At 72.0% G+C, this 23383-nt stretch carries 22 protein-coding genes; 11 read left to right on the forward strand and 11 right to left on the reverse strand.

What is annotated here, in order from left to right:
• Position 1: 1 nt before the first annotated feature.
• The 11 genes from OCT49_RS14160 to OCT49_RS14210 all read left to right on the forward strand — a co-directional run bounded on the left by OCT49_RS14160 (position 2) and on the right by OCT49_RS14210 (position 9447).
• Complete coding sequence (locus OCT49_RS14160) at positions 2-628, forward strand: VOC family protein (protein ID WP_283852233.1); 627 nt, start codon at positions 2-4, stop codon at positions 626-628.
• A 73-nt stretch (positions 629-701) separates the two neighbouring features.
• Complete coding sequence (locus tag OCT49_RS14165) at positions 702-911, forward strand: hypothetical protein (RefSeq protein WP_502963375.1); 210 nt, start codon at positions 702-704, stop codon at positions 909-911.
• Between the two features lie 132 nt (positions 912-1043).
• Positions 1044-1847 (forward strand): HEAT repeat domain-containing protein, encoded by an 804-nt coding sequence (locus OCT49_RS14170; RefSeq protein ID WP_283852234.1) that lies wholly within the window; start codon positions 1044-1046, stop codon positions 1845-1847.
• 150 nt (positions 1848-1997) lie between these two features.
• The gene (locus OCT49_RS14175) at positions 1998-2783 is read left to right on the forward strand and encodes a helix-turn-helix domain-containing protein (protein WP_283852235.1); all 786 of its coding nucleotides are present in this window, start codon (positions 1998-2000) and stop codon (positions 2781-2783) included.
• A complete protein-coding gene (locus OCT49_RS14180) occupies positions 2780-3091 on the forward strand; it encodes a DUF397 domain-containing protein (RefSeq protein ID WP_283852236.1) in 312 nt (103 codons plus the stop codon). Before OCT49_RS14175 ends, OCT49_RS14180 begins: the two co-directional genes overlap by 4 nt.
• Before the next feature lie 25 nt (positions 3092-3116).
• Positions 3117-3782, forward strand: a complete 666-nt coding sequence (locus OCT49_RS14185; RefSeq protein ID WP_283852237.1) for a maltokinase N-terminal cap-like domain-containing protein — start codon at positions 3117-3119, stop codon at positions 3780-3782.
• Positions 3783-4112: 330 nt separating this feature from the next.
• Positions 4113-5390, forward strand: coding sequence for a choice-of-anchor A family protein (locus OCT49_RS14190; protein ID WP_283852238.1), 1278 nt, complete (start codon positions 4113-4115; stop codon positions 5388-5390).
• 182 nt (positions 5391-5572) lie between these two features.
• On the forward strand, positions 5573-7540 hold the full coding sequence (locus OCT49_RS14195) for a transglycosylase domain-containing protein (protein ID WP_283852239.1): 1968 nt from the start codon (positions 5573-5575) through the stop codon (positions 7538-7540).
• A 195-nt stretch (positions 7541-7735) separates the two neighbouring features.
• Positions 7736-8527 (forward strand): DUF4253 domain-containing protein, encoded by a 792-nt coding sequence (locus OCT49_RS14200; protein WP_283852240.1) that lies wholly within the window; start codon positions 7736-7738, stop codon positions 8525-8527.
• A gap of 48 nt (positions 8528-8575) precedes the next feature.
• Positions 8576-8920: a DUF983 domain-containing protein gene (locus tag OCT49_RS14205; RefSeq protein ID WP_283852241.1), complete on the forward strand. Its 345-nt coding sequence runs from the start codon at positions 8576-8578 to the stop codon at positions 8918-8920.
• A gap of 77 nt (positions 8921-8997) precedes the next feature.
• On the forward strand, positions 8998-9447 hold the full coding sequence (locus OCT49_RS14210; protein ID WP_283852242.1) for a hypothetical protein: 450 nt from the start codon (positions 8998-9000) through the stop codon (positions 9445-9447).
• Between the two features lie 59 nt (positions 9448-9506).
• Here the strand turns inward: OCT49_RS14210 and OCT49_RS14215 are convergent, their stop codons facing one another.
• The 11 genes from OCT49_RS14215 to OCT49_RS14265 all read right to left on the reverse strand — a co-directional run bounded on the left by OCT49_RS14215 (position 9507) and on the right by OCT49_RS14265 (position 23290).
• Positions 9507-10535: a LacI family DNA-binding transcriptional regulator gene (locus OCT49_RS14215; protein WP_283852243.1), complete on the reverse strand. Its 1029-nt coding sequence runs from the start codon at positions 10533-10535 to the stop codon at positions 9507-9509.
• Between the two features lie 62 nt (positions 10536-10597).
• Entirely contained in the window at positions 10598-12496 is a 1899-nt protein-coding gene (locus OCT49_RS14220; protein ID WP_283852244.1) for a glycoside hydrolase family 36 protein, read from the reverse strand.
• 7 nt (positions 12497-12503) lie between these two features.
• The gene (locus OCT49_RS14225; RefSeq protein WP_283852245.1) at positions 12504-13322 is read right to left on the reverse strand and encodes a carbohydrate ABC transporter permease; all 819 of its coding nucleotides are present in this window, start codon (positions 13320-13322) and stop codon (positions 12504-12506) included.
• Positions 13319-14275, reverse strand: coding sequence for a carbohydrate ABC transporter permease (locus OCT49_RS14230; RefSeq protein WP_283852246.1), 957 nt, complete (start codon positions 14273-14275; stop codon positions 13319-13321). Before OCT49_RS14230 ends, OCT49_RS14225 begins: the two co-directional genes overlap by 4 nt.
• 5 nt (positions 14276-14280) lie before the next feature.
• Positions 14281-15612: an extracellular solute-binding protein gene (locus tag OCT49_RS14235; RefSeq protein ID WP_283852247.1), complete on the reverse strand. Its 1332-nt coding sequence runs from the start codon at positions 15610-15612 to the stop codon at positions 14281-14283.
• Positions 15597-16790 (reverse strand): aminotransferase class V-fold PLP-dependent enzyme, encoded by a 1194-nt coding sequence (locus OCT49_RS14240; protein ID WP_283852248.1) that lies wholly within the window; start codon positions 16788-16790, stop codon positions 15597-15599. Before OCT49_RS14240 ends, OCT49_RS14235 begins: the two co-directional genes overlap by 16 nt.
• 369 nt (positions 16791-17159) lie before the next feature.
• Positions 17160-18158, reverse strand: a complete 999-nt coding sequence (gene hemB, locus OCT49_RS14245) for a porphobilinogen synthase (protein WP_283852249.1) — start codon at positions 18156-18158, stop codon at positions 17160-17162.
• A 203-nt stretch (positions 18159-18361) separates the two neighbouring features.
• Positions 18362-20032, reverse strand: a complete 1671-nt coding sequence (locus tag OCT49_RS14250; RefSeq protein ID WP_283852250.1) for a bifunctional uroporphyrinogen-III C-methyltransferase/uroporphyrinogen-III synthase — start codon at positions 20030-20032, stop codon at positions 18362-18364.
• Positions 20029-21015, reverse strand: a complete 987-nt coding sequence (hemC, locus tag OCT49_RS14255; protein WP_283852251.1) for a hydroxymethylbilane synthase — start codon at positions 21013-21015, stop codon at positions 20029-20031. Before hemC ends, OCT49_RS14250 begins: the two co-directional genes overlap by 4 nt.
• Positions 21012-22526, reverse strand: coding sequence for a glutamyl-tRNA reductase (locus tag OCT49_RS14260; RefSeq protein ID WP_283852252.1), 1515 nt, complete (start codon positions 22524-22526; stop codon positions 21012-21014). The genes hemC and OCT49_RS14260 overlap by 4 nt, the downstream gene beginning before the upstream one ends.
• Complete coding sequence (locus tag OCT49_RS14265; protein WP_283852253.1) at positions 22523-23290, reverse strand: redox-sensing transcriptional repressor Rex; 768 nt, start codon at positions 23288-23290, stop codon at positions 22523-22525. Before OCT49_RS14265 ends, OCT49_RS14260 begins: the two co-directional genes overlap by 4 nt.
• Between the last annotated feature and the right edge of the window lie 93 nt (positions 23291-23383).

The raw sequence follows: 23383 nt of genomic DNA on the forward strand, positions 1-23383 counted from the left end.
CATGAACTTCATCGAATCCGTGACCCTCGACGTGGCCGACCCCGAGGCCGCCGCCCGCTTCTGCTCCACCGCCTTCGGTCTGGACACGCAGATACGTCTGCGGGCCTCGCAGGAGCCCAGTACCGGCTTCCGCGGTTTCACGATGGCGCTCACGGTCTCCGGGCCGTCCGCCGTCGAGAGCCTCGTCGCCACCGCCCTCGAAGCCGGCGCCACGCAACTGAAGCCCGTCACGAAGTCGTTCTGGGGCCACGGCGGTGTCGTGCGAGCCCCGGACGGGACGATCTGGAAGGTCGCGACCTCCGCGAAGAAGGACCCCGGCCCCACCACCCGCGAGATCAACGAGATCGTGCTCCTGCTGGGGGTGGCGGACGTGGCCGCGAGCAAGCGGTTCTACGTGGGGCGGGGCCTCGCCGTGGCGAAGAGCTTCGGCCGCGTGTACGCGGAGTTCGCCTCCGGGGAGAGCCCGGTCAAGCTGGCGCTGTACCGGCGCCGCGCCCTCGCCAAGGACGTCGGCGTCTCCCCCGAGGGCACCGGCTCGCACCGCGTCGCGCTCGTCGGCGGCACCGAGTCCTTCACCGATCCCGACGGGTTCGCCTGGGAGGCCGCGGTACCGGCCCCCACGGCGTGACCGCATCCCCGGCACCAGCCACCACCGCCCCACGCACGGCACGACACGATCCCACCCGACCCGCGACGTCGTCATGGTCGACGGCACCGCCGAGCCGGTGGACCTCGCCGACCTCGCCCCGGGCACGGGCGACGCGTTCGAGGCCAAAACCGGTTTCGACCCGCGCGGGATCGACGAGCCCTACCAGTACTTCCTGATCCGGCCGCAACGCGTCCAGGCCTGGCGCGAGGCGAACGAACTCCGGGGACGCACCCTCATGCGCGACGGCCACTGGCTCGGCTGACCCCGCCCGGCGCCGGGCCGGAGCACGACGCGCGGGAACCGAGCACGGCGAGCGAACACGGGGCCCGAGCACGGTTCCGCCCCGGAGAAACCTGCCTGCACGACCGGAGGAAGGGGCTCTAGCATCGCCCTCATGGCGATGTTCGTGCACCTGACACCCTCGGCGAACGCGGCGCGCGTCCGCCGTTCCGGCATACGGGCCGAGAGTCACGGCCGCGCGCCGTCGCTGCCCCGGGGCGTCTACTGCTTCCCCGTGCTCCCCTCGTACACCCTCACCCACCAGTGGCTGCGCGAACTGGCCCGGCGCGGCGGCCCGCGCGGGCTCGTCGCCGTACACGTCCGGCTGCCGGACGACGAACCCGTCACCGTGGGCCGCTACCACCGCGACCCCCTGACCACCACGGCCGCCGACGCCGTACGCCGGGTCGCGGCCGTGCCCGACCCCCGCGGCTGGGAGGTGTTCGTCCCCCGCGCGGTCTCCAGGCGCGAGGTGCACCGCATCCGCGCCGTCAGCCAGGTCACCGGCTGGCGGTACTTCCCCGACGCGAACGGCAAGGCGCCCTGCACCTGCTTCGGCTGCCGGGTGCGCGGCGAGTACGGATCGCAACGCCTGCGACAGCGCCGGCCCCACCCCCTCGACGGCCCCGCCCCCGCGAGCGCGGTCCTCCTCCGGCAGATCGCCGCGGCGGGCACCCCCGGCGACCCCGAACAGCTCGTCCAGACCCTCCACTGGTTCGGCATGCGCCGCCGCGGACCGGCCGACCAGCTGGCCCACCTCGCGGACCATCCGGACCCGAAGGTGCGCAGGGCCCTCGTATGGGCCGTCGGGAAATGGCCGTCCCGAGGCGTCACGGAACTCCTCGACCGCCTCTCCCGGGACCCCGACGGGGAGGTCCGGGAGGTCGTCGAATGGGTGCTGACCGAGTACCGGTCCTGACCGCCCTCCCGACAGCCGCGCCCCCATGCCCACCCGCACAAACACCCGTACAAACCTTTTGTACGGGTCGCATGCGCGTGACGCGGGCGCGCGTGTGGAAGTTCGCCCGGTATGCAACCCGGAAAGCGGAAGCGCAAGAACGCGTCGGCAATGAAGCTCGTGGGGAAACTGGTCGCCATCTTCCGCAGGGCGGCCGGTCTGACACAGGCTCAACTCGCCTCCATGGCAGGACACCAGGTGGAGACGATCGCCTCCATCGAGCAGGGCAGACGGGCGCTGCTGCCCGGCCTGGCCGCCACCCTGGACGAACTGCTGGACACCAAGGGCGCGTTGGCGGAGGCGGTGGACAACCTGCCGGAGGTCGACCTGATCCCGGTGTGGGCGGAGGAGTACCTGGAACTGGAGTTGGAGGCGCTGGCGCTGTCCTGGTACGACAACCAGGTCATGCCGGGCCTCCTCCAGACGGAACGCTACGCACAGGCGGTGTTCCGCAACCGGGTCCCGGCTTTCAGCGAGGAGGAGGTCGCGCTCCAGACGAAGATCCGGCTGAAGCGCCAGGAGATCCTGCACCGCCCCTCGCCCCCGACCATCAGCTTCGTCGTCTGGGAGCCGGTCCTGAAACTCCAGCTCACCGACGACGAAGGGCATGTGGAGCAGCTGAGGCACCTGCGGGCCTGCGCCGAACTCCCCGGCGTCTGTCTCCAGGTCCTGCCCCTCAACCACCGGACCCACGCAGGACTGGACGGCCCCTTCATCCTGCTGGAGACCCCGGACTTCCAGCGCGTGGCCTATTCCGAGACACAACGCGGCAGCATGCTCGTCTCCGACCCCGACGGAATCAGCATCCTCGCCCAGAAATATGCGATGCTGCGAGCCCAGGCCCTCACCCCCGAAGACACGCTGGGCCTACTGGACCGTCTGCTGGGAGAGCAATGAGCACCGCACTTGAGTGGTTCAAGTCCAGCTACAGCGGCAGCGAAGGCGGCGCCTGCCTCGAAGTCGCCTACGAATGGCGCAAGTCGAGCTACAGCGCCGACGAGGGCGGGCAGTGCCTGGAGGTCGGCTACAACTGGCAGAAGTCGAGCCACAGCGGCGACGAGGGCGGCGCCTGCGTCGAGGTCGCCGCGCACACCGCCGCCGTTCACATCCGTGACTCCAAGAACCCCGACGGCCCCACCCTCACCGTCGCCCCCGCCACCTGGACGGCCTTCGCCGGTTTCGCCGCCGACCGGCGCACCGCCTGAATCCACCGGAGGAACCCCACCGGCCATGGCTGTCATCCACCGCACCACCCTGACGCCCACCAAGCTGGAACTCCTCGCCACCTGGCTGCCCGCCCAGCCCTGGTACCGGGGCACGCCGGGGCAGCGGCCCGAACTGGCCAGGACCGGCGGGTTCCGGCTGGACGACCCGGAGGGCGAGGTCGGGATCGAGTTCATGGCGGTCACCGACACGTCGGGGGCCGAGCCGGTCACGTACCAGGTGCCGTTCACCTACCGGGGCGCCCCGCTCGCGGGCGCCGACGAGGCGCTCATCGGCACGTCCGAGCACGGGGTGCTGGGCCACCGGTGGGTGTACGACGGAACGCGCGACCCGGTCCTCGTCGCCCAGCTGTTCGCGCTGCTCGTCGGCGAGGCCGAGCCGCAGATGCAGAGCACGAGCGACACCCCCGACCCCTCCGTCACCGCCCGGTTCGCCGAGCCGGACGTCAGGGCGGAGCTCTCGTCCACGACCGCCACCGACGACCCGACCGGCACCGACATCCTGGTCACGCCGGCATCCGGCGGACGTCGGCTGACCCTTCGTGTCAACCGGGTCCTCCGGCCCGGCCAGGAGGCCGACGCGGAGGCGCTCGGCGACGTCACCGCGGACGCGCCGCTGCCGGACGGCACCCCGGCTCGTACCGCGTTCGTCGTCGTCCACGCACAGCCGTAACCGGAGCGCGGCGCCCGCCCGTTCACAACCGCTCATGCCGTTCATGCCGTTCACAAGCGCTCATGACCGGGCACAACCGTTCCCGGCCATTCACCGCCCACTCGCGGCGATTCACCGCCCGTTCGCGGCCGTCCACAACCGTTCGCGAACGGGCGCCACGCTCAACGGCTGAACCACCGACGGCCACCCCCCACCACCGGACAAATCCCCACTCTCCCGGCAGTTCACCCACCCCGCAGGCATTGGTCTTGACCAATATTTCAATCTGTGAAAAGCATGGACAAGCCGCCACGGAAAGCTCTACGACCACCTCGCGGGAGAACCAGCCCCATGCGCATAACCGCAACCGCCGCAGCCGCCGCGCTCGGTGGAGCCCTCGTCCTCGGTCTGACCGTCGCCCCGGCCGCGCAGGCCGCCCCGGCCGACTCGGCCGGATGTGCCACCGACGCCTTCGGAATCGCCGGGAAGTACGGCGAGTTCGTCCTCGGTGACGACGTCCACACCCCCGACGCGGAGGGCGCGGTGGCCGTCGGCGGCAACGCCGACTTCCGCGGCGGCTTCAGCGTCGCCAACGAGCTCTCCGCCGCGGAGGTCGACGCCCTGCCCGGCCGCGCCTCCCTCGTCGTCCGCGGCGACCTCCGCAACGACAACTCCGTCACCGCGGTGATGAAGGGCAACGCGGTCGTCGGCGGCGAGATCCGCGACCGCGCCCTCGAAATGCACGCGGGCAGCGTCAGCAAGAACGCCGGACTCATCGACTTCGACGCCGAGTTCGGCAAGCTCCGCGCCTACTCCACCGCCCTGGGCGAGGAACCGGCCACGGACGGCACCCGGGTGACGCCGAGCGGCAACCGCCTCACCCTGGAGGGCTCCAACACCTCCCGCAACATCTTCAAGGTGACGACCGACCAGCTGGAGAAGGCCAAGGAGGTCTTCCTCAAGGTCCCCGCGGGCGCCACCGCGGTCGTCAACGTCAGCGGCCGGGACTACGACATGGCCGGAGCCGGCACCACCGGCTTCTTCCTCTCCGGCGGCCAGGACTACGTACTGGACGACAAGCTCCAGAGCGCCTCCGGCGGCAAGGTCCGCGCCCGCCTCCTGTGGAACTTCCCCGACGCCCGCACCGTCACCAAGCACAGCTCCGCCGCCTGGCCCGGCAGCATCCTGGCCCCCAACGCCCACCTGGAACTCGGCAGCGGCGCACCGGTCAACGGCTCGGTCTGGGTCGCCTCGCTGCACGGCACCGGCGGCGCCGAGACCCACCACTTCCCCTTCAGCGGCTGCCTCCCCGAGACCGGCGGACCCAAGCCCTCCACCACCCCGCCCACCCCCACCGACACTCCGTCGACCACGCCCCCCACCGGCACCGCCACGCCCACCGGCACCGCCACCCCGTCGGCGAGCGTCACCCCGTCCACGGACACGTCCGGGTCCGCCACGCCCACCGCCCCGGCCCCCTCCGACAGCGCCGCCCCCGGCAAGAAGGACGGCGACCTCGCCTCCACCGGCAGCAGCGGCACCATCCCGCTGATCATCGGCACCGTCGTGGTGCTCGCCGCGGGCGCCGGCCTCGTCCTCGCGGCCCGTCGCCGCTCCAAGCGGGCCTGACACCTCCGGAAAGGGCCGTCGGGTCGCCGCTCCAGGCGGGCCCGACCCTCGGAAAGGGCCGTCCGGTACGAGTGGCACCACTCGTGCCGGACGGCCCTTTGAGACAACCTGATCGCGATCCGGAACATCCTCTCTCACAAGCCCGCGCCACTGGTACGGGAAGGTGAACGAGGAGCTGGATCATGGCCCGACGCCCCAACCGCCCGATACGCGCGAGCCGTCGTCGCGGATTCGGCATCGACTACCCCCGCCGGGGAAAACGCACCTGGCGCCGCTGGATTCCTTCGTGGCGGCAGGTGCTGAGCCTGGTCGTGCTCGGATTCGCCGCGCTGACCGGCCTGTTCGCCGCGGTGTACGAGTCCGTCGACATCCCCGACGAGAAGACCGAGGCGCGCAGACAGGGCACCGTCTACTACTGGGCGGACGGCAGCCAGTTGGTGAGCGTGGGCTCGGTCAACCGGCAGAACGTCACCCTCGCCGACATACCCGACTCGGTGGAGAACGCGGTCATCGCCGCCGAGAACGAGACCTTCTACTCCGACCCGGGGGTATCGGCGACGGGAATCGCCCGCGCGGTCGTGAGCATGGTCTCGGGCGGTGAGACCCAGGGCGGCTCCACCATCACCCAGCAGTACGTGAAGAACACCTATCTCAGCCAGGAGCAGTCGGCCACCCGGAAGTTCAAGGAATTCTTCATCTCGCTGAAGCTGAACAACAAGAAGAAGAAGGGGGAGATCCTCCAGGGGTATCTGAACACCAGCTGGTTCGGCCGCGGCGCCTACGGCATCCAGGCGGCGGCGCACGCGTACTACGGAATCCCCGCGAAGGACCTCGACCCCAGCCAGGCGGCACTGCTCGCGGCCCTGCTCAAGGGGGCGGAGCAGTACGACCCCGCAGGCAGCGGGGGCAACCACGAACGCGCCGTCGACCGCTGGGCGTGGATCCTCGACCGGCAGGTGGAGACCGGCACGATGACGAAGGCCGAGCGGGCCACGTACCGGAAGTTCCCCGAGCCGAAGCCGGCCACCAAGTCGACCAGCCTCGGCGGCCAGACCGGCTATCTCGTCGACATCGCCAACAAGTACATCAAGAAGCGCACGGGCCTCACCGACAAGGACCTCTTCCGGGGCGGCTACCGGGTGCACACCACCTTCGACAAGGCCAGGGTGGAGCAGCTGGAACGGGCCGTGCGGAGCGTGCGCGAGCGCGACCTCGACCCCGAGAAGCGCCCCGAGGACAAGTACGTCGAGGTCGGCGCCGCCTCCGTGCGGTCCGACGGGGCCGTGGTCGCGGTGTACGGCGGAGCCGACGCGGTCACCCACTTCGCCAACAACGCCGACACCTCCGGCGTCCCCGTCGGCTCGGCCTTCAAGCCCTTCGTCCTGGCGGCGGCCCTTCAGCACGGCGACGGGATCACCCTGGACAGCGGCTACGACAGCACGGGACGACTGATCAAGGACGGCCCGTATGCGGTGTCCCCCGCCTCGCCGGGTGCCGGCCCCGACCCGCTGATGGTCACGGCGCCGACGCCCCTGCGCGATGCGCTGATCAACTCGGCCAACGCGACCTTCGTGATGCTCGGCAAGGAAATCGGACTGAAGAAGGTGAAAGAACTGGCGATGTCGGCCGGACTGCACGAGCAGAGCCTGGCCCGCCTGGACAAGTCCTTCCCCCTCGGCACGTCCACACCGAGCGCGGTCAGGATGGCGGACGCGTACACCGCTTTCAGCAACGACGGCATGCGGGCCGAGCCCTACTCGGTGACCAGGATGACCCGGGACGGCGAGACGGTCGAGGGCTTCGGGAAGCCCGAACCGCAGCGCGCGATGGACGCCTCGGTGGCCAACGACATGAACCGCACCATGAGGCTGATGGCCTGGACGCGGCTGAGCAAGGACGGAAAGCTCACCGCGCTCGCCGACCCCGGGTTCGGCGACGACCTCGCGGCGGCCGGGACCGGCAAGGACGACCGGATGAAGTCGGCCTGGTTCATCGGCCACAACAAAGGACTGACCACCGCCGTCACGATGTTCCGCAACAAGCCGGGCACCCCGCAACTGCTGGGAATGCAGGGCGTGGGCGGACCCGATTCGGAGCGCGGCAATGTCTTCCCGCTCCGGATCTGGAACGCCTACGTCACGGGAAAGTAGGCCGCGGGGGAACAGGCCCACGGAGAGCTGGGCGGCCCCCGAGGAAACAGACCCACGGGTCAGCGCCTCCCCCGTCCGGACCACACCACGCAGGCGCGTGCCGGACCACCGGACCACGCCGCGCAGACGCGTACCGGACCGCACCGCCCCCGGCCCGGCGGCCGGCTGTCAGTGGGCCCCCGTACGCTCACCGGCATGGCGACGCTTCCCAACCCGCTCCCGTCCCTGGCCGCATCGGGACTCCAACTCCCGCCCGGCTCACTGGTGGACACCACGCTCGACGGCACCTGGCACGAACCGCTGCTCTGGTGCGCCGACGAGCCCGCGACCCACGGGGCGTGGCGCGCGCTGCGCACCGCCGGACGGACGGTCGGGCTGCTTCCCGTACTGATCGACGGCGGCAGACGCGACCAGTGGCCCGCCGAGTGGGACCTGACCCCGGACAGCACGTCGTACCCCGGCGACCACGACGCCGAGGAGGTGCTTGCCGGGTACTGGAACGGCAACGCGCCCGAGGAGATCGACCCCGCCGGGAGAGACTGGCCCGGCCTGGCCCCCGTCCCGGCCGCCGAGGGGCAGGACGCCCCCGACGACCTGGCGGCCGCGATCGCCGAGGAGTGCGTCGGCCCGCAGGGCTGGTTCCCCGGCTCACGGATGGCGCTCGTCCCGGCCCGGCGCAGCGCGGACATACCGGCGGCCATCGGCTGGTCGGGCCCGCTCAACTTCGAGGAGGACACCGCCAGGCTCTGCGCCGTGCTCCGCTCCTGGGAGGACCGCTTCGGCATCCGGGTCGTGATGCTGGGCTTCGACACCCTGACCCTCTCGGTCTCCCGCCCGCCCACCACCCTCGCGGAGGCCCGCGCAGTCGCCGCCGAGCACTACGCGTTCTGCCCGGACAACATCGACCAGAGCCCGCCGCACGACCTGGACGTCTACGCGGAGAAGCAGGTCCTCGGCCAGGAGATCTGGTCGTTCTGGTGGGACTGAGTACGACGACTCATGCGCCTTCCCCCGTCACCGAATTGACTCGTACACATGCCCGACAACATCACGGACAGCGGCCCCCGCCACACCTGGATCGCCTCGCTGATCTCCACGGTCGTCACGCTCCCCCTCGCGTTCCTCGCCCTGGTGTACAGCATGTTTTCGCCGATGGCCTGCGACTCCTGCTCGGAGGCGGATGCCGACCGCTTCGACGCCTCCTTCGGCCCGGCCTGGACGGTCTCCTGCTGCGGCCTGCTGCTGTCCCTGGTCATCCTGGTGGCGAGCTGGGCGTTCACCAGGCGCAGGCCGCCGACCGCGATCGCCCTCGCCGTGGCCGCACCCGCCACCGTGTTCTTCACCTGGGTCGCCTTCATGACCCTGATCAACTGGCCCTGATCAACCGACCCCGATCGACCGGCCCGATCAACCGACCCCGAGCCTTCGAGCGAAGGAACAGCGAAGGAACACCGCCCATGCCCTTGGAGCCACCCCCGGACGGGACCACCCGCGCCACCCTCCTCATCGAGGAGTTCCGCGCTCTCCCCGCCACCAGCGACCGCAGGCGCGAGATCGTCGCGGAGCTGGACGACGACTGCGGCAACCCCGAGGTGACGGCCTTCCTCACCACCGTCGTCGCCGACCCCGGCGAGTACGACCTCGCCCGCATCGAGGCCACCACGCTCCTGCGCCTGTGGCCCCCGCCCGACCCGGCCACCCGCCGCACGGCCGGCCGGGCCCTGCTGACCGCACTGCACGACCCGGAGGAGGACCTCGTCCGCCAGTACGCCGCCATGGCCCTCGGCCCCTACGCCGACGACCCGGCGGTCCACGAGGCCCTGACCACCGTCGCGGACACCGACGACGACCCCCTCATGGGCGCCGCCGCCCGCGCCGCCCTCGCGGAACGGGACCGGAGGACCTGAAGGACCGTACGCGAGAGGGCCCGCACGGAAAGCCCGCACGGAGAACTCGTACGGCTCCGCTACCGGCCCGGCGTACTGTCGCGCACGACCGGCTCCGCCGGCAGCAGCAGCCCGCTCGACGGAGCGGCGGTGGGGTCCTCGACGGCGGTGACCAGCCGGTCGACGAGGGCCCGGGCGATGACGGCCAGGGGCAGCCGCGCGCTGGTGAGGGCGGGCTGGAGCATCGTGCACAGCGGAATGTCGTTGAAGCCGGTGACGGCGATGTCCGCGCCGACGGCGAGGTTTGCGGCACGGACGGCCTGGTAGGCGGTCAGGGCGAGCCAGTCGCTCGCGCAGACCAGGGCGGTGGGCCGGTCGGAACCGCTGAGCAGGCGCTGCACCGCGTGGGAGAGCGCGGCCGGGTCGTCCTCGGGGACGCCGACCTCGAAGGCCCCGTCCGGGGCGGCGGCCGCGGCCCGCAGGAAGCCGGCCCGGCGGTCGGCGAGCCAGGGCAGGGACGCGGCGGAGTTGAGGTAGCAGATCCGCCGGTGGCCCTGGTCGAGCAGCAGCTCCACCAGGGCGGCGGTGGCGGCGGCGGAGTCGATGTCCACCCAGTTCTGCGGGCGGCCGGGGGCGGTCCGGCCGAAGGCCGCGAACGGGAAACCGGCCTCGGCGAGCACGTCCACGCGGGGGTCGTCGTGTATGACGTCGGAGAGGATGAACCCGTCGACCTGACGGGCCGCGATCAAGTCGTTGAAGGACCTGGCGACCGCTCCGACGCCCTGCTGGGGGTCGGAACGGAACAGCAGGATGCGGTGTCCGACCTCGTCGGCGGCGGTCACCAGCGCCTGCAGGAAGCCGCCCATCAGGGGGTTGGGGTCGGCGGGGTTGTCGGCGGGGGCGGGGTAGCCGATGACCTTGCGGGTGCCGGTGCGCAGGCTGCGGGCGGACTGGTCGGGCCGGTAGCCGAGTTCGTCGATGGCGGCGGTGACCCGGGCGAGGGTCGCCTCGCGCAGCCGGTGGGGGGCGTTGAGGGCGTTCGAGACGGTTTGTCGGGACACTCCGGCCGCACGCGCGACCTCCTCGATGGTCACCTGTCGAGCGGTCATCGTTCCTCTGCGGGCGGTCGGCGGCGGGTCGGGGGCGGGCACCCGCCCCCGACCCCGGGTCCTCAGTGCTCGCGGGTCAGGGTGAGCAGGCCACCTGTCGGTACGGTCACCGGGTTCACCCCGGCGACGAGGTCGAGCACGGTATCGGACAGGATCTCACCCCGGCAGTCCTGAATGCGGACGAGCACTTTTTCCGGCCGGGGGGCGGACAGGATCACCGTGGGGTCGCCGTCCGCGTTGGCGACGAGCAGGGTCTGCGGGCCGTCCGCGGCGTTCCGGTCCGGAAGGGCGACGGGCAGCGGCGCGTAGCGGGCGACCACGGTGGTGGTGCGGTCGTGGGCGCGGACCTGGGGGTAGCCCAGGTCCGGACGCGCGGGTTCCAGGGTGCCGAGCTGGAGGACGTCGACGTACCGGCGGGAGACGCCGAGCCAGAAGCGCAGGGTGGCGAGCTGGTCGGGGGTCTGGGTGTCGAGGTCGACGGAGACCTGTGGCACCGCGAACAGGGCGTTGACGAGGTGGACGGCGACGTCCTCGGGCCGCTCGTCGGCGTTCCACGTGATCATGTCGGCGTGCACGGCGAGCGGGCCCGCGGTGAGGCGGCAGTCGACGGTGCGCTGCCGGTTCTCGGCGGGGCTGAGCGGGCAGTCGGTGGCGCGGACCATGGTGGCGTACGGCCACAGCCCGGGGCCGACGTACGGCTGGCGGTGCTCGACGATCACGTCGGGCCGGGTGCGGCGCAGCCGGGCGTCGAGGTCGGCGAGCAGCCGGCGCAGGCCCTCGTGGACGGTGGCGTGGTCGGCGCCGTCCGGGGCGGGCGGCGGGTCGGCGACGGCGAAACGGTCGATGAAGTCGAGCTTCAGGCCGTCCATGTCCCACTGCTCGACGGCGCGGGAGATCTTCTCGATCAGGTGGGCGCGGACCTCGGGATGGCGGGGGTCGAGCACGGCCGCGTCCATGCTGGGTTCCTCGCGCAGGATCATGCCCTTGAAGCGGTCCCAGGCGTCGTTGTGCCGGCCGATGAACGGCAGCGCGTACCACAGGAGGTAGGCGAGGCCGGTGCGGTGGACCTCGGCGACGTGGCCCGCGAAGTCGGGGAAGGCCACCGGGTTGGGTTCCCAGTCGCCGCAGTGGCCGTAGCCGCGGGTGCGGTCGGCGGTCTGCCAGCCGTCGTCGACGATGATGCTGTCGCAGCCGATGCCCGCGGCGAGGGCGGCCTGGCGTTCGACGACGGCGGTGTCGACGTTCTGGTGGAGGCTGTACCAGGTGGAGTAGGCGGGCATCCGGGCGGCGGGGGCGACGCCGGGGTGGTCCAGGCCCTCGGCCCACCAGTCGGTGACCTCCCGCAGGGTGGCGGCGAAGTGCCGGCCGCCGATGTCGATCCGCAGCCGCAGCGGCGGACCGTCCGGGGTGAGGGCCTGCTCGACGGTGAAGGCGAACTCGTTGGTCTCCTCCACCACCCCGCCGTCGATGCGCAGGGGGGCGAAGACCTCGGCCGCGGCGGCGGTGCACAGGGCGCGGTCGTCGTTGCCGACCAGGCTGACGACGGGAGCGCCCTTGGCGAGCGAGACGGTACGGGGGGCGATCCAGGACGGCGGCAGCCAGCGGGAGGCGCTGGTGTCCGGGGTCCAGTAGGCGGTGGCCCCGAGGCAGGGGACCCGCCATTCGGCGCGGACGGTGGCCGCGGCCGCCGCCCGGACCTCGATCAGGGCCGCACCGTCGCCGCCCGGGGTGACGACGATGTCCAGCCGGTCGCAGCCGAACCCGGTGAGGTGGACGTCGAGCGGGACGCCGGTGGAGAGGGACAGGCCGGTGACGAGCTGCCGGTGGACGACGGTGCCGAAGGTTTCCCGGACCGGTGTGTTCGGGCGCCACACCGGGACGAACTGCTGCGGGCCGACGTCCGGCTCGGCGGGCACGGTCGCGGGAGCCGACGCGGGCGCGGACGCGTTCTCGGTGGTCATGTTGTGGTCACTCCTTGGTGGCCCCGGCCAGCAGACCGGAGATGAACTGGCGTTGCAGGACGAGGAAGAGGGCCATCACGGGGACGGCGGCGATGCCGGCGGCGAGCAGGACCTGCGCGTAGTTGGTGGTCGACAGCCCCTGGAGGGTGGCAGTGGCCACGGGCAGCGTGTACATCTCGGGACTGCGCAGCGCGATCAGTGGCCAGACGAACTGGTTCCAGCTGCCGAGGAAGACGAACAGCGCGAGGGCCGCGATGATCGGCCGGTTGACCGGGATGACGATCCGCCACAGCACCCGCAGTTCGCCGGCGCCGTCGACGCGCGCCGCGTCGAGGAGTTCATCGGGCATGGAGCGCAGCGCCTGCCGCATCAGGAAGATGCCGAACGGGGTGACCAGGCCGGGCAGGATGATGGACTGGTAGGAGTCGATCAGGCCCAGGTCCATCATCATCTGGAAGACCGGGATCAGCATCACCGTGTCGGGGATGACCAGGGTGCTGAGCAGCAGGACGAAGAACAGGTTGCGCCCGCGGAACTCGAACTTGGCGAAGGCGTATCCGGCCAGTACCGAGACGACGACGGCACCGAGCGTCTGGACGCCCGACACCACCAGGGTGTTGAGCAGGACCCGGGTGAGCCCGATGGACTCCTCCAGTCCGCGGAGGTTCTCCAGGAAGTGGCCGCCGGGCAGCAGTTTCGGCGGCCAGGAGAACACGTCCTTGTCCTCCTGGGTCGCGGCGATGGCGAGCCAGTAGAACGGGCCGACGCAGAGCGCGAAGGCGCCCGCGAGCAGCAGGGTGAGCAGGGGACCTCGACGGGACTTCATCGGCGCTCTCCCATCAGGCGGACCTGCAGGATGCCGAGCACGGACACGATCAGCGCGAGGGCGTAGGCGATGGCCGACGCGTAGCCGAAGTCGAAGTACTTGAAGCCGTTGTTGTACAGGTACATGGTGACCGTCAGGGTGGCGTTGTCGGGGCCGCCGCCGGTGAGGACGTACGGCTCGTCGAAGAGCTGCAGGGTGCCGATGGTGGAGAGCACCACGGTGAGCAGCAGGATCGGCCGCAGCTGGGGCAGGGTGATGGAGAAGAAGCGGCGGATCGGCCCCGCCCCGTCGACCATCGCGGCCTCGTACAGCTCCTTGGGGATGCCCTGCAGGCCTGCGAGGTACATCACCGCGTTGTAGCCGGTGTAGTGCCAGGTGATGACGAGGACGACGCCCACGCGGGCCCAGCCGGGGCTGCCGAGCCAGTTCACCCGGTCGACGCCGAACAGGGAGAGGACCCAGTTCAGCAGCCCGGCGTCACGGTTGAGGATCACGGAGAACATCACGCCCGCGGCGACCAGGCCGGTCAGCGAGGGGACGAAGACACCCAGCCGCCACAGCGGGCGCAGCCATACCTTGGCGGAGTTGAGCGCGAGGGCGACGAGCAGGGCCAGGCACAGCATCAGCGGCACCTGGACGACCAGGATCAGTGCGGTGTTCTTCAGCGCGGTCCAGAACAGCGGATCGTTCAGCAGGCGCCGGTAGTTGGCGAGTCCGGCGAAGCTCCGGTCGGTGCCGCTGCCGGTGGTGAGGCTGATCCACAGCGAGGAGACGATGGGATACGCCTTGAAGATCGCGAAGCCCAGGACGGCGGGCATGATCAGCAGGTACGGAACGGAGCCGCGGGTCAGCAGCGCGCGTCGGCGCGGGCGGGCGCGGCCGGCGTGCGCGGAGGCGCCGCGTCCGGCCGACTTCTCGGTGACGGAAGCCCGTTCGGGCAGGACGGAGGACATGGTGGTCAGGCCGCCAGCTGCCGACCGGTCTGCTGGGCGAGCCGTTCGGCGGCGTCCCTGAGGGCACCGGCCGGGTCGGCGCCCTTGACCAGCACCTGGCTCTGGGCGTCACTGGCGAGCTTGAGGGCGCGGGTGTAGTCGCCGGTGAAGTTGGTGGTCCCGGAGCCGGAGGAGAGCGTGTCGACGAAGGGCTTCAGCACCTTCTGGCCGCCGTAGTAGGGGTGGGGCGCGCTGAACATCGGGTCGTCGTACGCCGAGCCGAGGGCGGGAAAGACACCGCCGGACTTGAACATCCGGTTGATCTCGGCGGGCTTGGTGAGCGCGTGCTCGATGAACCGCCAGGCGGCCTTGCGGCGCTTGCTCGACTCGGAGACGGCCAGGTAGGTGGAGTTGACGATGACGCTGCGCCCTCCCCCGGGAACGGCGGCGGGCGGCTGCATGACGCGCCACTTCCCCTTCTGGTCGGGGAACTTGGTGGCCAGGTACTCGACGGCCCAGGCGGGGTCGGGGGAGGTGGCCAGCTTGCCCTGGCTCATCAGGCGTTTCCGGGTGCCCTGGCCCGCGGTGTCGGCGAGCAGGCCGTCGTCGTTGAGCCGCTTGATGATGGTGAGGGCCTGGACGGCCTCCTTGGAACCGAGCGTGATCCTGCCCTTCTGGTCGAAGTAGAAGGCGTCCTGGAGCTGCATCAGGTTCTGGAAGAAGTCCATGTCCGGCGTGGTGCCGGGCTTGTCGAGCCCGAGCAGCTGGGCGCCGGTGGCGGCGCGGATCTTCGGTCCGGCGGCGATCAGGTCGTCCCAGCTACTGATGTCCGCGGGGTCGACGCCGGCCTTCTCGAAGTAGTCCTTCCGGTAGAACAGGCCGAGCGGGTTGACCTCCCACGGGAGGGCGTGGGCGGCCTTGTCCTTGCCTATGACGGTCGGCCACAGCCCCTGGGCGAACTCGCTCCGGTACCGGTCGGCCCCGAACCGGGACAGGTTGGTGAGCCCGTCGGGGAACTTCTCCAGGTAGCCGGGCAGGTAGTCGACGCCGATGTGCAGGACGTCGGCGAGCCCCTTGCCGTCCGACGCGAGGCCGACCGTGATCTTGTCCCAGATGGCCGGGTTGCCGACGTCCTGGACGTCCACCGTGATGCCGGGGTTGTCCCGCTCGAAGGAGGGCACGACACCGCGCAGGGCCTCGGCCGCGGTGGTCCAGCTCCAGACGGTGATCCGGCCCTTGTCGCCGTCGGCGCCGCTGCCGCCGCCAGATCCGTCGGTGCCGCAGGCGGTCAGGCCGAGTCCGGCGGCGGAGGCGGTGGCGAGCTGGAGCAGTCTGCGGCGGCTCAGTCGGTGGGACATGTCGGCTCCTGGGCGTAGTGGGTGGTGGGGTGGGTGAGGGTGCGCAACGCCTCGGCGAGCAGGTCGGCCGCGGCGTCCGGGGTGGAGGTGTGGGGGGACAGCCGTATCCACTCGTCGCGCCGGGTGGTGATCAGGCCGGCCGCTTCGAGGGTCCGGTGGACGGTGACGGGGTCGTGGCCGGGCAGGCGGAAGGTGCCGATGCCAGCGCGTTCGTGGGGGGCGAGCCCGTCCAGCAGGACCTCGGCCCCGGCCTGTCGTGCCCGGTCGAGCAGGTGGGCGAGGGTGGCGCGGATACGGGCCCCGCCGACGACCGGGCCGCCCCGGTCGAGCAGGGCGTCGATGGCCGCGCCGAGGGCGGCGGCGGCCGGGAAGTCCGGGTTGGTGGCGAGGTGGGCGGCGGCCCCGGGCAGCGGCTCCGCCGGGTGCCGGGGCGCGAAGGGGTCCGCGACGCCGGCCCAGCCGCCGAGCCCGGGTACCAGCCGCTCGGCGCACCGGTCGCGGATCAGCAGCAGCGCGGCTCCCCAGCCGGCCCGCAGCCACTTCTGCCCGCCGCTGACGAGGACGTCGGCGGCGTCCGCCTCGAGCGGGACGGCACCCAGGCCCTGGATGGCGTCGACGATCAGCAGCCGGTCGGGCCCGAGGACCTCCTTGAGCGCGGCGAGCGGTGCCAGATGGCCGGTGAGCGAGTCCACGGCGCTGACGGCGAGGGCGGTGACGTCGGGGGTGAGGTGGCGGCGCAGCAGGTCGGGAGTGATGTGCCGCTGCCCGTCCGGTTCGACGAGGCGGACCGCGGGACCGCCGCGGGTGGCGAAGCGCAGCCAGGGATAGAGGTTGGCGGGGAACTCGTCGCGGGGCACCAGGATCGTGCCGGGGCCGTGCAGCGCGGCGGCCACGGTGAACAGGCCGTTGCTGGTGGACGGGGCGAGGGCGATCTCGTGCCGCCGGGCGCGGAGCAGCCGGGCCGCCGAGGTCCGGGCGGCGTCGCCGAGGGCGAACAACCGGTCGAGGTCGGCGGGGTCCACACGGGCGGCGAGCTCGGCCGTCGCGGCCAGCGCCGCGGTGGCCGGACGGGAGACCGGGCCGACCCTCGCGTAGTCGAGATAACCCACCGCCGGGCCGTGGAAGGAGCCCCGGTCCGGGGCGCCGGGATCGGATGCGCGGCCAATTTGATCGTTCAAAACTATGCCCTCACGGCCCTTGTTTCATGACGTTCGGTGGATTTGAAGGTTCACATTAGGGAGACCGGATCACCTCGACAAGAGGTTCGCCCCAACTGTTTTCCGGCCCGCCGGCCAGCAGCCCGCAGGCCCCGGCCCGTCAGCCCGCAGCCCCGCCGCTCACCGACCCACTGGCCTCACCGACCCCACAGCACACCCGCACCCGCACCCGCACCCCGGAATCACCCCAGAGCTCACCACGGAAACCACCACGAACGCGGCCGGGGGCCGCCATGGCACTTTTGTGCCACGACGGCCCCCGGAGGATCCGTTCCCCTGCCGCTTCGGCCCGACCCGGCCCGCGCCAGGCCGAGTCCGCCCCGGCCCGGCTCAGCGCCGCGTCAGCCGCTGCGCGACCTCCGTCGCCCAGTACGTCAGGATCATCTGCGCACCCGCGCGCCGGATGCCCGTCAGGCTCTCCATGATCGCCGCGTCCCGGTCGATCCAGCCCTTCTCGGCTGCGGCCTCGATCATCGCGTACTCACCACTGATCTGGTACGCCGCGACCGGCACGTCCACCGACTCGGCGACCTTCGCCAGGACGTCGAGGTACGGACCGGCCGGCTTGACCATGACCATGTCGGCGCCCTCCGCCAGGTCGAGCGCCAGCTCCCGCATCGATTCACGGGCGTTCGCCGGGTCCTGCTGGTACGTCTTGCGGTCGCCCCGGAGCGAGGAGCCCACGGCCTCGCGGAACGGCCCGTAGAACGCCGAGGAGTACTTCACGGTGTACGCGAGGATCGACACGTCCTCGTGGCCCGTCTGGTCCAGCGCGTCCCGGATGACCCCGACCTGACCGTCCATCATCCCGCTCGGGCCCACCACGTGGGCGCCCGCGTCGGCCTGGACCTGGGCCATCTCGGCGTACCGCTCCAGCGTCGCGTCGTTGTCGACCCGGCCGTCCTCGGTCAGCACGCCGCAGTGGCCGTGGTCGGTGTACTCGTCCAGGCACAGGTCCGACATGATGACGAGGTCGTCGCCGACCTCCTCGCGCACCGCCCGCAGCGCCACCTGGAGGATGCCGTCCGGGTCCGTGCCCGCCGTGCCCCGGCCGTCCTTCTTCTCGTCCTCCGGAACACCGAACAGCATGATCCCGGAAACCCCCGCCGACACCGCGTCCACCGCGGCCTTCCGCAGGGTGTCCAGGGTGTGCTGCTGCACGCCGGGCATGGCCGAGATCGCGACCGGGGCGTCGACGCCCTCGCGCACGAACGCGGGCAGGATCAGGTTCGCCGCGTCGAGCCGTGTCTCGGCGACCATCCGACGCATCGTCGGGGTCGTCCGCAGCCGCCGGGGGCGGGAGCCGGGGAAGTTTCCGTACACAGTCATGCTTCGAGACTAGACCCGTACACATCACCGTCTTGCCGACACAGGTGCCGGAAAAACCCCGCAGAACGGGCAGGGGCCCGGCCGGCACCCGGAACCGCCCACGCCACGCCCCCGCGCCGACCACCGTCCGGAACCCACCAGACACGGCCGAGGGGCCCGGCCGCCGAAGCGACCGGGCCCCTCACACACCTCGACCGGGCGGATCAGGTCGTCGTACGACGACGCCGCGCCCCCGGCCGCCGCTCGCTCGGCCGGGTCACCGGGTCACCGGCCTCCCTCGCCGCGTCCCGGCGCCGCGCGCCGAACTCGGCCAGCGCCTCGGCCAGCTTGTGCACCGACGGCTCCGGCGACAGCACGTCCACGCGCAGCCCGTGCTCCTCGGCGGTCTTCGCCGTCGCCGGGCCGATGCACGCGATGACCGTCACGTTGTGCGGCTTGCCCGCGATGCCGACCAGGTTCCGCACGGTGGACGACGAGGTGAACAGCACCGCGTCGAAACCGCCGCCCTTGATCGCCTCGCGCGTCTCGGCCGGCGGCGGCGAGGCGCGGACCGTGCGGTACGCGGTGACGTCGTCGACCTCCCAGCCCAGCTCGATCAGCCCCGCCACCAGCGTCTCGGTGGCGATGTCGGCCCGCGGCAGGAACACCCGGTCGATCGGGTCGAAGACCGGGTCGTACGGCGGCCAGTCCTCCAGCAGACCGGCGGCCGACTGCTCCCCGGAGGGCACCAGGTCCGGCTTCACACCGAAGTCGACCAGCGCGGCCGCGGTCTGCTCGCCCACCGCCGCGACCTTGATCCCGGCGAAGGCACGGGCGTCGAGCCCGTACTCCTCGAACTTCTCCCGGACCGCCTTCACGGCATTGACGCTGGTGAAGGCGATCCACTCGTAGCGCCCCGTGACCAGGCCCTTGACGGCGCGCTCCATCTGCTGGGGCGTACGGGGCGGCTCGACTGCGATCGTCGGGACCTCGTGCGGCACGGCGCCGTAGGAACGGAGCTGGTCGGAGAGGGACGCCGCCTGCTCCTTCGTGCGCGGGACGAGCACCTTCCAGCCGAACAGCGGCTTGGACTCGAACCACGCGAGCTGGTCGCGCTGGGCGGCGGAGCTGCGCTCACCGACCACGGCTATGACGGGCTGGTGCCCCTCCGGCGACGGGAGGACCTTCGCCTGCTTCAGGACCTGGGCGATCGTCCCGAGGGTCGCCGTCCAGGTGCGCTGCCGGGTCGTCGTGCCGGCCACCGTCACCGTCAGCGAGGTGTCGGGCTTGCGGCCCGCCGCGACCAGCTCCCCGGCGGCCGCGGCCACCGAGTCGAGCGTCGTCGAGACCACGGCCGTCGCGTCGCTCGCGCCGACCTCGCTCCAGCAGCGGTCGGAGGCGGTACGGGCGTCCACGAACCGGACGTCCGTACCCTGCTCGTCCCGCAGCGGCACACCGGCGTACGCGGGCACGCCGACGGCGCTCGCGACCCCCGGCACCACCTCGAAGGGGATCCCGGCCGCGGCGCAGGCGAGCATCTCGGCACCGGCGTTCCCGTCCAGCCCGGGGTCGCCCAGGACCGCACGGACCACCCGCCTGCCGCCCTTCGCTGCCTCCATGACAAGATTGGCCGCATCCCTGAGAACGGGAACTCCGGCGGCTGCTGACTGCGCGTCAACAACCGTCAGCTCAGGGGTGCTCACGCCTGCCCGCGCATGGCAGCGAACAACGCCGAGAACGTCCGGCTCGGCGACAAGGACGTCCGCGCTCGCAAGCGCCTCGACGGCGCGCAGGGTCAGCAGTCCCGGGTCGCCGGGACCGGCACCGAGGAAGGTGACGTGCCCTTGGGCGGACAGGGCCGGAAAGTCGGTTGCGGCGGGGCCGGTGGGGCTCAAAGTGCTCGCTCCCCCATAAGACCGGCCGCCCCCTTGGCGAGCATCTCGGTCGCGAGCTCGCGACCGAGGGCCGCCGCGTCGTCCTGCGACGTGGGAACGGGACCGGTGGTGGACAGCTGCACCAGCGAGGAACCGTCGGGAGTCCCGACGACACCGCGCAGGCGCAGTTCGTTGACAGCCTGTCCGTCGACCAGGAGGTCGGCCAGCGCACCCACGGGTGCGGAACAACCGGCCTCCAGGGCGGCGAGCAGGGCACGCTCGGCGGTCACGGCGGCCCGGGTGTACGGGTCGTCGAGCTCGGCGAGCGCTGCGGCGAGGTCGGCGCTGCTCGCAGCGCACTCGATCGCCAGTGCTCCCTGGCCGGGAGCGGGCAGGACGGTGTCGACCGACAGGAAGTCGGTCGCCTCACCGCTCCGGCCGAGGCGGCTGAGCCCGGCCGCGGCGAGTACCACCGCGTCCAGCTCACCGCTCCGGACGAATCCGATGCGCGTGTCCACGTTCCCCCGGATCGGCACGGTCTCGATCTCGAGGCCGTGGCTGCGCGCGTACGCGTTCAGCTGCGCCATGCGGCGCGGCGAGCCGGTGCCGATGCGGGCCCCGGCCGGCAGCTGCTCGAAGGTCAGCCCGTCCCGCGCCACCAGCACGTCGCGCGGGTCCTCGCGCACCGGCACCGCGGCCAGCACGAGGCCCTCGGGCTGGGTGGTCGGCAGGTCCTTGAGCGAGTGGACGGCGAAGTCCACCTCGCCGCGCAGCAGCGCGTCGCGCAGCGCCGCGACGAACACACCGGTGCCGCCGATCTGCGCGAGGTGCTCCCGGGAGATGTCGCCGTACGTGGTGACCTCGACGAGCTCGACGGCGCGCCCGGTCACCTCGCTGACCGCCTCGGCGACCATGCCGGACTGCGCCATGGCGAGCTTGCTGCGCCGGGTGCCCAGGCGCAGCGGCTTGTCGGCCCCCGTGACCGGGGATGAGTTGTCGGTCATGACCGCCCTCGATTCGGGTCGTTCAGGTCTGCCCGGGAGACGGCTGCGACCGTCTGCGGGTCGAGGTCGAAGAGTTCCCGCAGCGCGTCGGCGTACCCGGCGCCGCCGGGCTCGCTGGCGAGCTGCTTGACGCGCACGGTGGGCGCGTGCAGGAGCTTGTCGACGACGCGGCGCACGGTCTGCGTGATCTCCGCGCGTTGCTTCTCGTCGAGATCGGGGAGGCGTCCGTCGAGCCGCGCGATCTCGCCCGCGACCACGCCGGCGGCCATCGTGCGCAGCGCCACGACGGTCGGGGTGATGCGGGCGGCGCGCTGGGCGGCGCCGAAGGCGGCGACCTCGTCGGAGACGATGGTGCGCACCTGGTCCACGTCGGCGGCCATCGGGGCGTCCGCCGAGGCCTCCGCGAGCGATTCGATGTCGACGAGGCGCACCCCGTCGAGCCGGCCGGCCGCGCCGTCGATGTCCCGCGGCATGGCGAGGTCGAGCAGCGCCAGGCGCGTGGGGCCGGTGCCCTGGGCTGGCACGGTGGCCCGGCGGACCGCCCGGCGCACCGAGCCGGAGCTGCCGTTCTCCACCCAGGCGGCGTGCCGGTCGACGTCGTCGTCGGGGGCGGGCTCGGGCGCCGCGGCCGGTGCCGGTACGACGGCGGGCTTCTCGTCGGCGTCCTCGACGGCCAGGCCGAGCGCCCCGGCGACGGCCTCGGCGGTCAGCACGAGCCCGGTCGCGCCGGTGCACGAGACGACGATGTCGGCACGTGTCAGTTCCCCGGAGATCTCGGCCATCTCCACGGCGCGGGCGGTCACGCCCGTGCCACCGGGCTGGCCCAGGATCTCGACGAGCCGGTCGGCGCGGGCCCGGGTGCGGTTGGCGACGGCGATCTCGGCGACGCCGGTACGGGCCAGGGTGGCGGCGGCGAGCGAGGACATCGAGCCCGCGCCGATCACCAGGGCGCGCTTGCCCCGGGCCCAGTCGGTGACGTCCGCACCGGCCGCGAGCTGTTCGAGGCCGAAGGTGACCAGCGACTGCCCGGCCCGGTCGATCCCGGTCTCGCTGTGGGCGCGCTTGCCGACCCGCAGGGCCTGCTGGAACAGGTCGTTCAGCAGCCGGCCCGCGGTGTGCAGCTCCTGCCCCAGCGCCAGCGCGTCCTTGATCTGGCCGAGGATCTGGCCCTCGCCGACGACCATCGAGTCCAGCCCGCACGCCACCGAGAAGAGGTGGTGGACGGCCCGGTCCTCGTAGTGCACATAGAGATAGGGAGTGAGCTCGTCCAGGCCGACCCCGCTGTGCTGGGCGAGCAGCGTGGACAGCTCGGCGACGCCCGCGTGGAACTTGTCCACGTCGGCGTACAGCTCGATGCGGTTGCAGGTGGCCAGGACGGTGGCCTCGACCGCGGGCTCCGCGGCGAGGGTGTCCTGGAGCAGCTTGGCCCGGGTGTCGGCGGCCAGCGAGGCCCGCTCCAGCACGGACACCGGGGCGCTGCGGTGGCTCAGTCCCACGACGAGAAGGCTCATGCCGGCATCACGGCGGGCATGTCCCCGTCAGGTCCCTTGCGGCTTCCGGCGACCGGACGCGCCGACGGCTCGACCGGGTCCTGGACACCGCCCTCGATCTCCTCGCCGGCCTTGCGCTGCTCGTGGAAGGCGAGGATCTGGAGTTCGATCGACAGGTCGACCTTGCGCACGTCGACGCCGTCGGGCACGGAGAGCACCGTCGGCGCGAAGTTGAGGATGGAGGTGACGCCCGCGGCGACGAGCCGGTCGCAGACCTGCTGCGCGGCACCGGCCGGGGTCGAGATGACACCGATCGAGACGCCGTTGTCGCGGACGATCTGCTCCAGCTCGTCGGCGTGCTGGACGGGGATGCCGGCGACCGGCGTCCCGGCCATCGCGGGGTCGGCGTCGATCAGCGCGGCGACCCGGAAACCGCGGGAGGCGAAACCGCCGTAGTTGGCGAGCGCGGCCCCGAGGTTCCCGATGCCGACGATGACGACCGGCCAGTCCTGGGTGAGCCCGAGTTCGCGGGAGATCTGGTACACGAGATACTCGACGTCGTAGCCGACACCGCGCGTCCCGTACGAACCGAGGTAGCTGAAGTCCTTGCGCAGCTTGGCGGAGTTGACCCCCGCCGCGGCGGCGAGCTCCTCGGACGAGACCGTGGGGACCGAGCGCTCGGAGAGCGCGGTCAACGCGCGCAGATACAGCGGAAGCCGGGCGACGGTGGCCTCGGGAATTCCTCGGCTACGGGTCGCCGGTCGGTGTGTTCGGCCAGTTGCCACGGTGCTCCTGCGGGATGAGCGGGGCTGCAGGCGGCCGTAGTTCCCCAGACCGCCCCGTCGAATGCAGGCTATGTCTTTGTGAACACGTGCACA

This window comes from Streptomyces sp. ML-6 (genome assembly GCF_030116705.1).
In the GTDB taxonomy this organism is placed as follows: domain Bacteria; phylum Actinomycetota; class Actinomycetes; order Streptomycetales; family Streptomycetaceae; genus Streptomyces.

Excerpts from the sequence above, each read along its gene's own strand:
- hemB (WP_283852249.1), bottom strand. The coding sequence starts at position 18,158 with ATGACTGTGTACGGAAACTTCCCCGGCTCCCGCCCCCGGCGGCTGCGG.
- OCT49_RS14205 (WP_283852241.1), top strand. The coding sequence starts at position 8,576 with ATGCCCGACAACATCACGGACAGCGGCCCCCGCCACACCTGGATCGCC.
- OCT49_RS14175 (WP_283852235.1), top strand. The coding sequence starts at position 1,998 with ATGAAGCTCGTGGGGAAACTGGTCGCCATCTTCCGCAGGGCGGCCGGT.
- OCT49_RS14260 (WP_283852252.1), bottom strand. The coding sequence starts at position 22,526 with ATGAGCCTTCTCGTCGTGGGACTGAGCCACCGCAGCGCCCCGGTGTCC.
- OCT49_RS14215 (WP_283852243.1), bottom strand. The coding sequence starts at position 10,535 with ATGACCGCTCGACAGGTGACCATCGAGGAGGTCGCGCGTGCGGCCGGA.
- OCT49_RS14220 (WP_283852244.1), bottom strand. The coding sequence starts at position 12,496 with ATGACCACCGAGAACGCGTCCGCGCCCGCGTCGGCTCCCGCGACCGTG.
- OCT49_RS14225 (WP_283852245.1), bottom strand. The coding sequence starts at position 13,322 with ATGAAGTCCCGTCGAGGTCCCCTGCTCACCCTGCTGCTCGCGGGCGCC.
- OCT49_RS14195 (WP_283852239.1), top strand. The coding sequence starts at position 5,573 with ATGGCCCGACGCCCCAACCGCCCGATACGCGCGAGCCGTCGTCGCGGA.
- OCT49_RS14185 (WP_283852237.1), top strand. The coding sequence starts at position 3,117 with ATGGCTGTCATCCACCGCACCACCCTGACGCCCACCAAGCTGGAACTC.
- OCT49_RS14170 (WP_283852234.1), top strand. The coding sequence starts at position 1,044 with ATGGCGATGTTCGTGCACCTGACACCCTCGGCGAACGCGGCGCGCGTC.
- OCT49_RS14200 (WP_283852240.1), top strand. The coding sequence starts at position 7,736 with ATGGCGACGCTTCCCAACCCGCTCCCGTCCCTGGCCGCATCGGGACTC.
- OCT49_RS14235 (WP_283852247.1), bottom strand. The coding sequence starts at position 15,612 with ATGTCCCACCGACTGAGCCGCCGCAGACTGCTCCAGCTCGCCACCGCC.
- OCT49_RS14210 (WP_283852242.1), top strand. The coding sequence starts at position 8,998 with ATGCCCTTGGAGCCACCCCCGGACGGGACCACCCGCGCCACCCTCCTC.
- OCT49_RS14165 (WP_502963375.1), top strand. The coding sequence starts at position 702 with ATGGTCGACGGCACCGCCGAGCCGGTGGACCTCGCCGACCTCGCCCCG.
- OCT49_RS14180 (WP_283852236.1), top strand. The coding sequence starts at position 2,780 with ATGAGCACCGCACTTGAGTGGTTCAAGTCCAGCTACAGCGGCAGCGAA.
- hemC (WP_283852251.1), bottom strand. The coding sequence starts at position 21,015 with ATGACCGACAACTCATCCCCGGTCACGGGGGCCGACAAGCCGCTGCGC.
- OCT49_RS14160 (WP_283852233.1), top strand. The coding sequence starts at position 2 with ATGAACTTCATCGAATCCGTGACCCTCGACGTGGCCGACCCCGAGGCC.
- OCT49_RS14230 (WP_283852246.1), bottom strand. The coding sequence starts at position 14,275 with ATGTCCTCCGTCCTGCCCGAACGGGCTTCCGTCACCGAGAAGTCGGCC.
- OCT49_RS14190 (WP_283852238.1), top strand. The coding sequence starts at position 4,113 with ATGCGCATAACCGCAACCGCCGCAGCCGCCGCGCTCGGTGGAGCCCTC.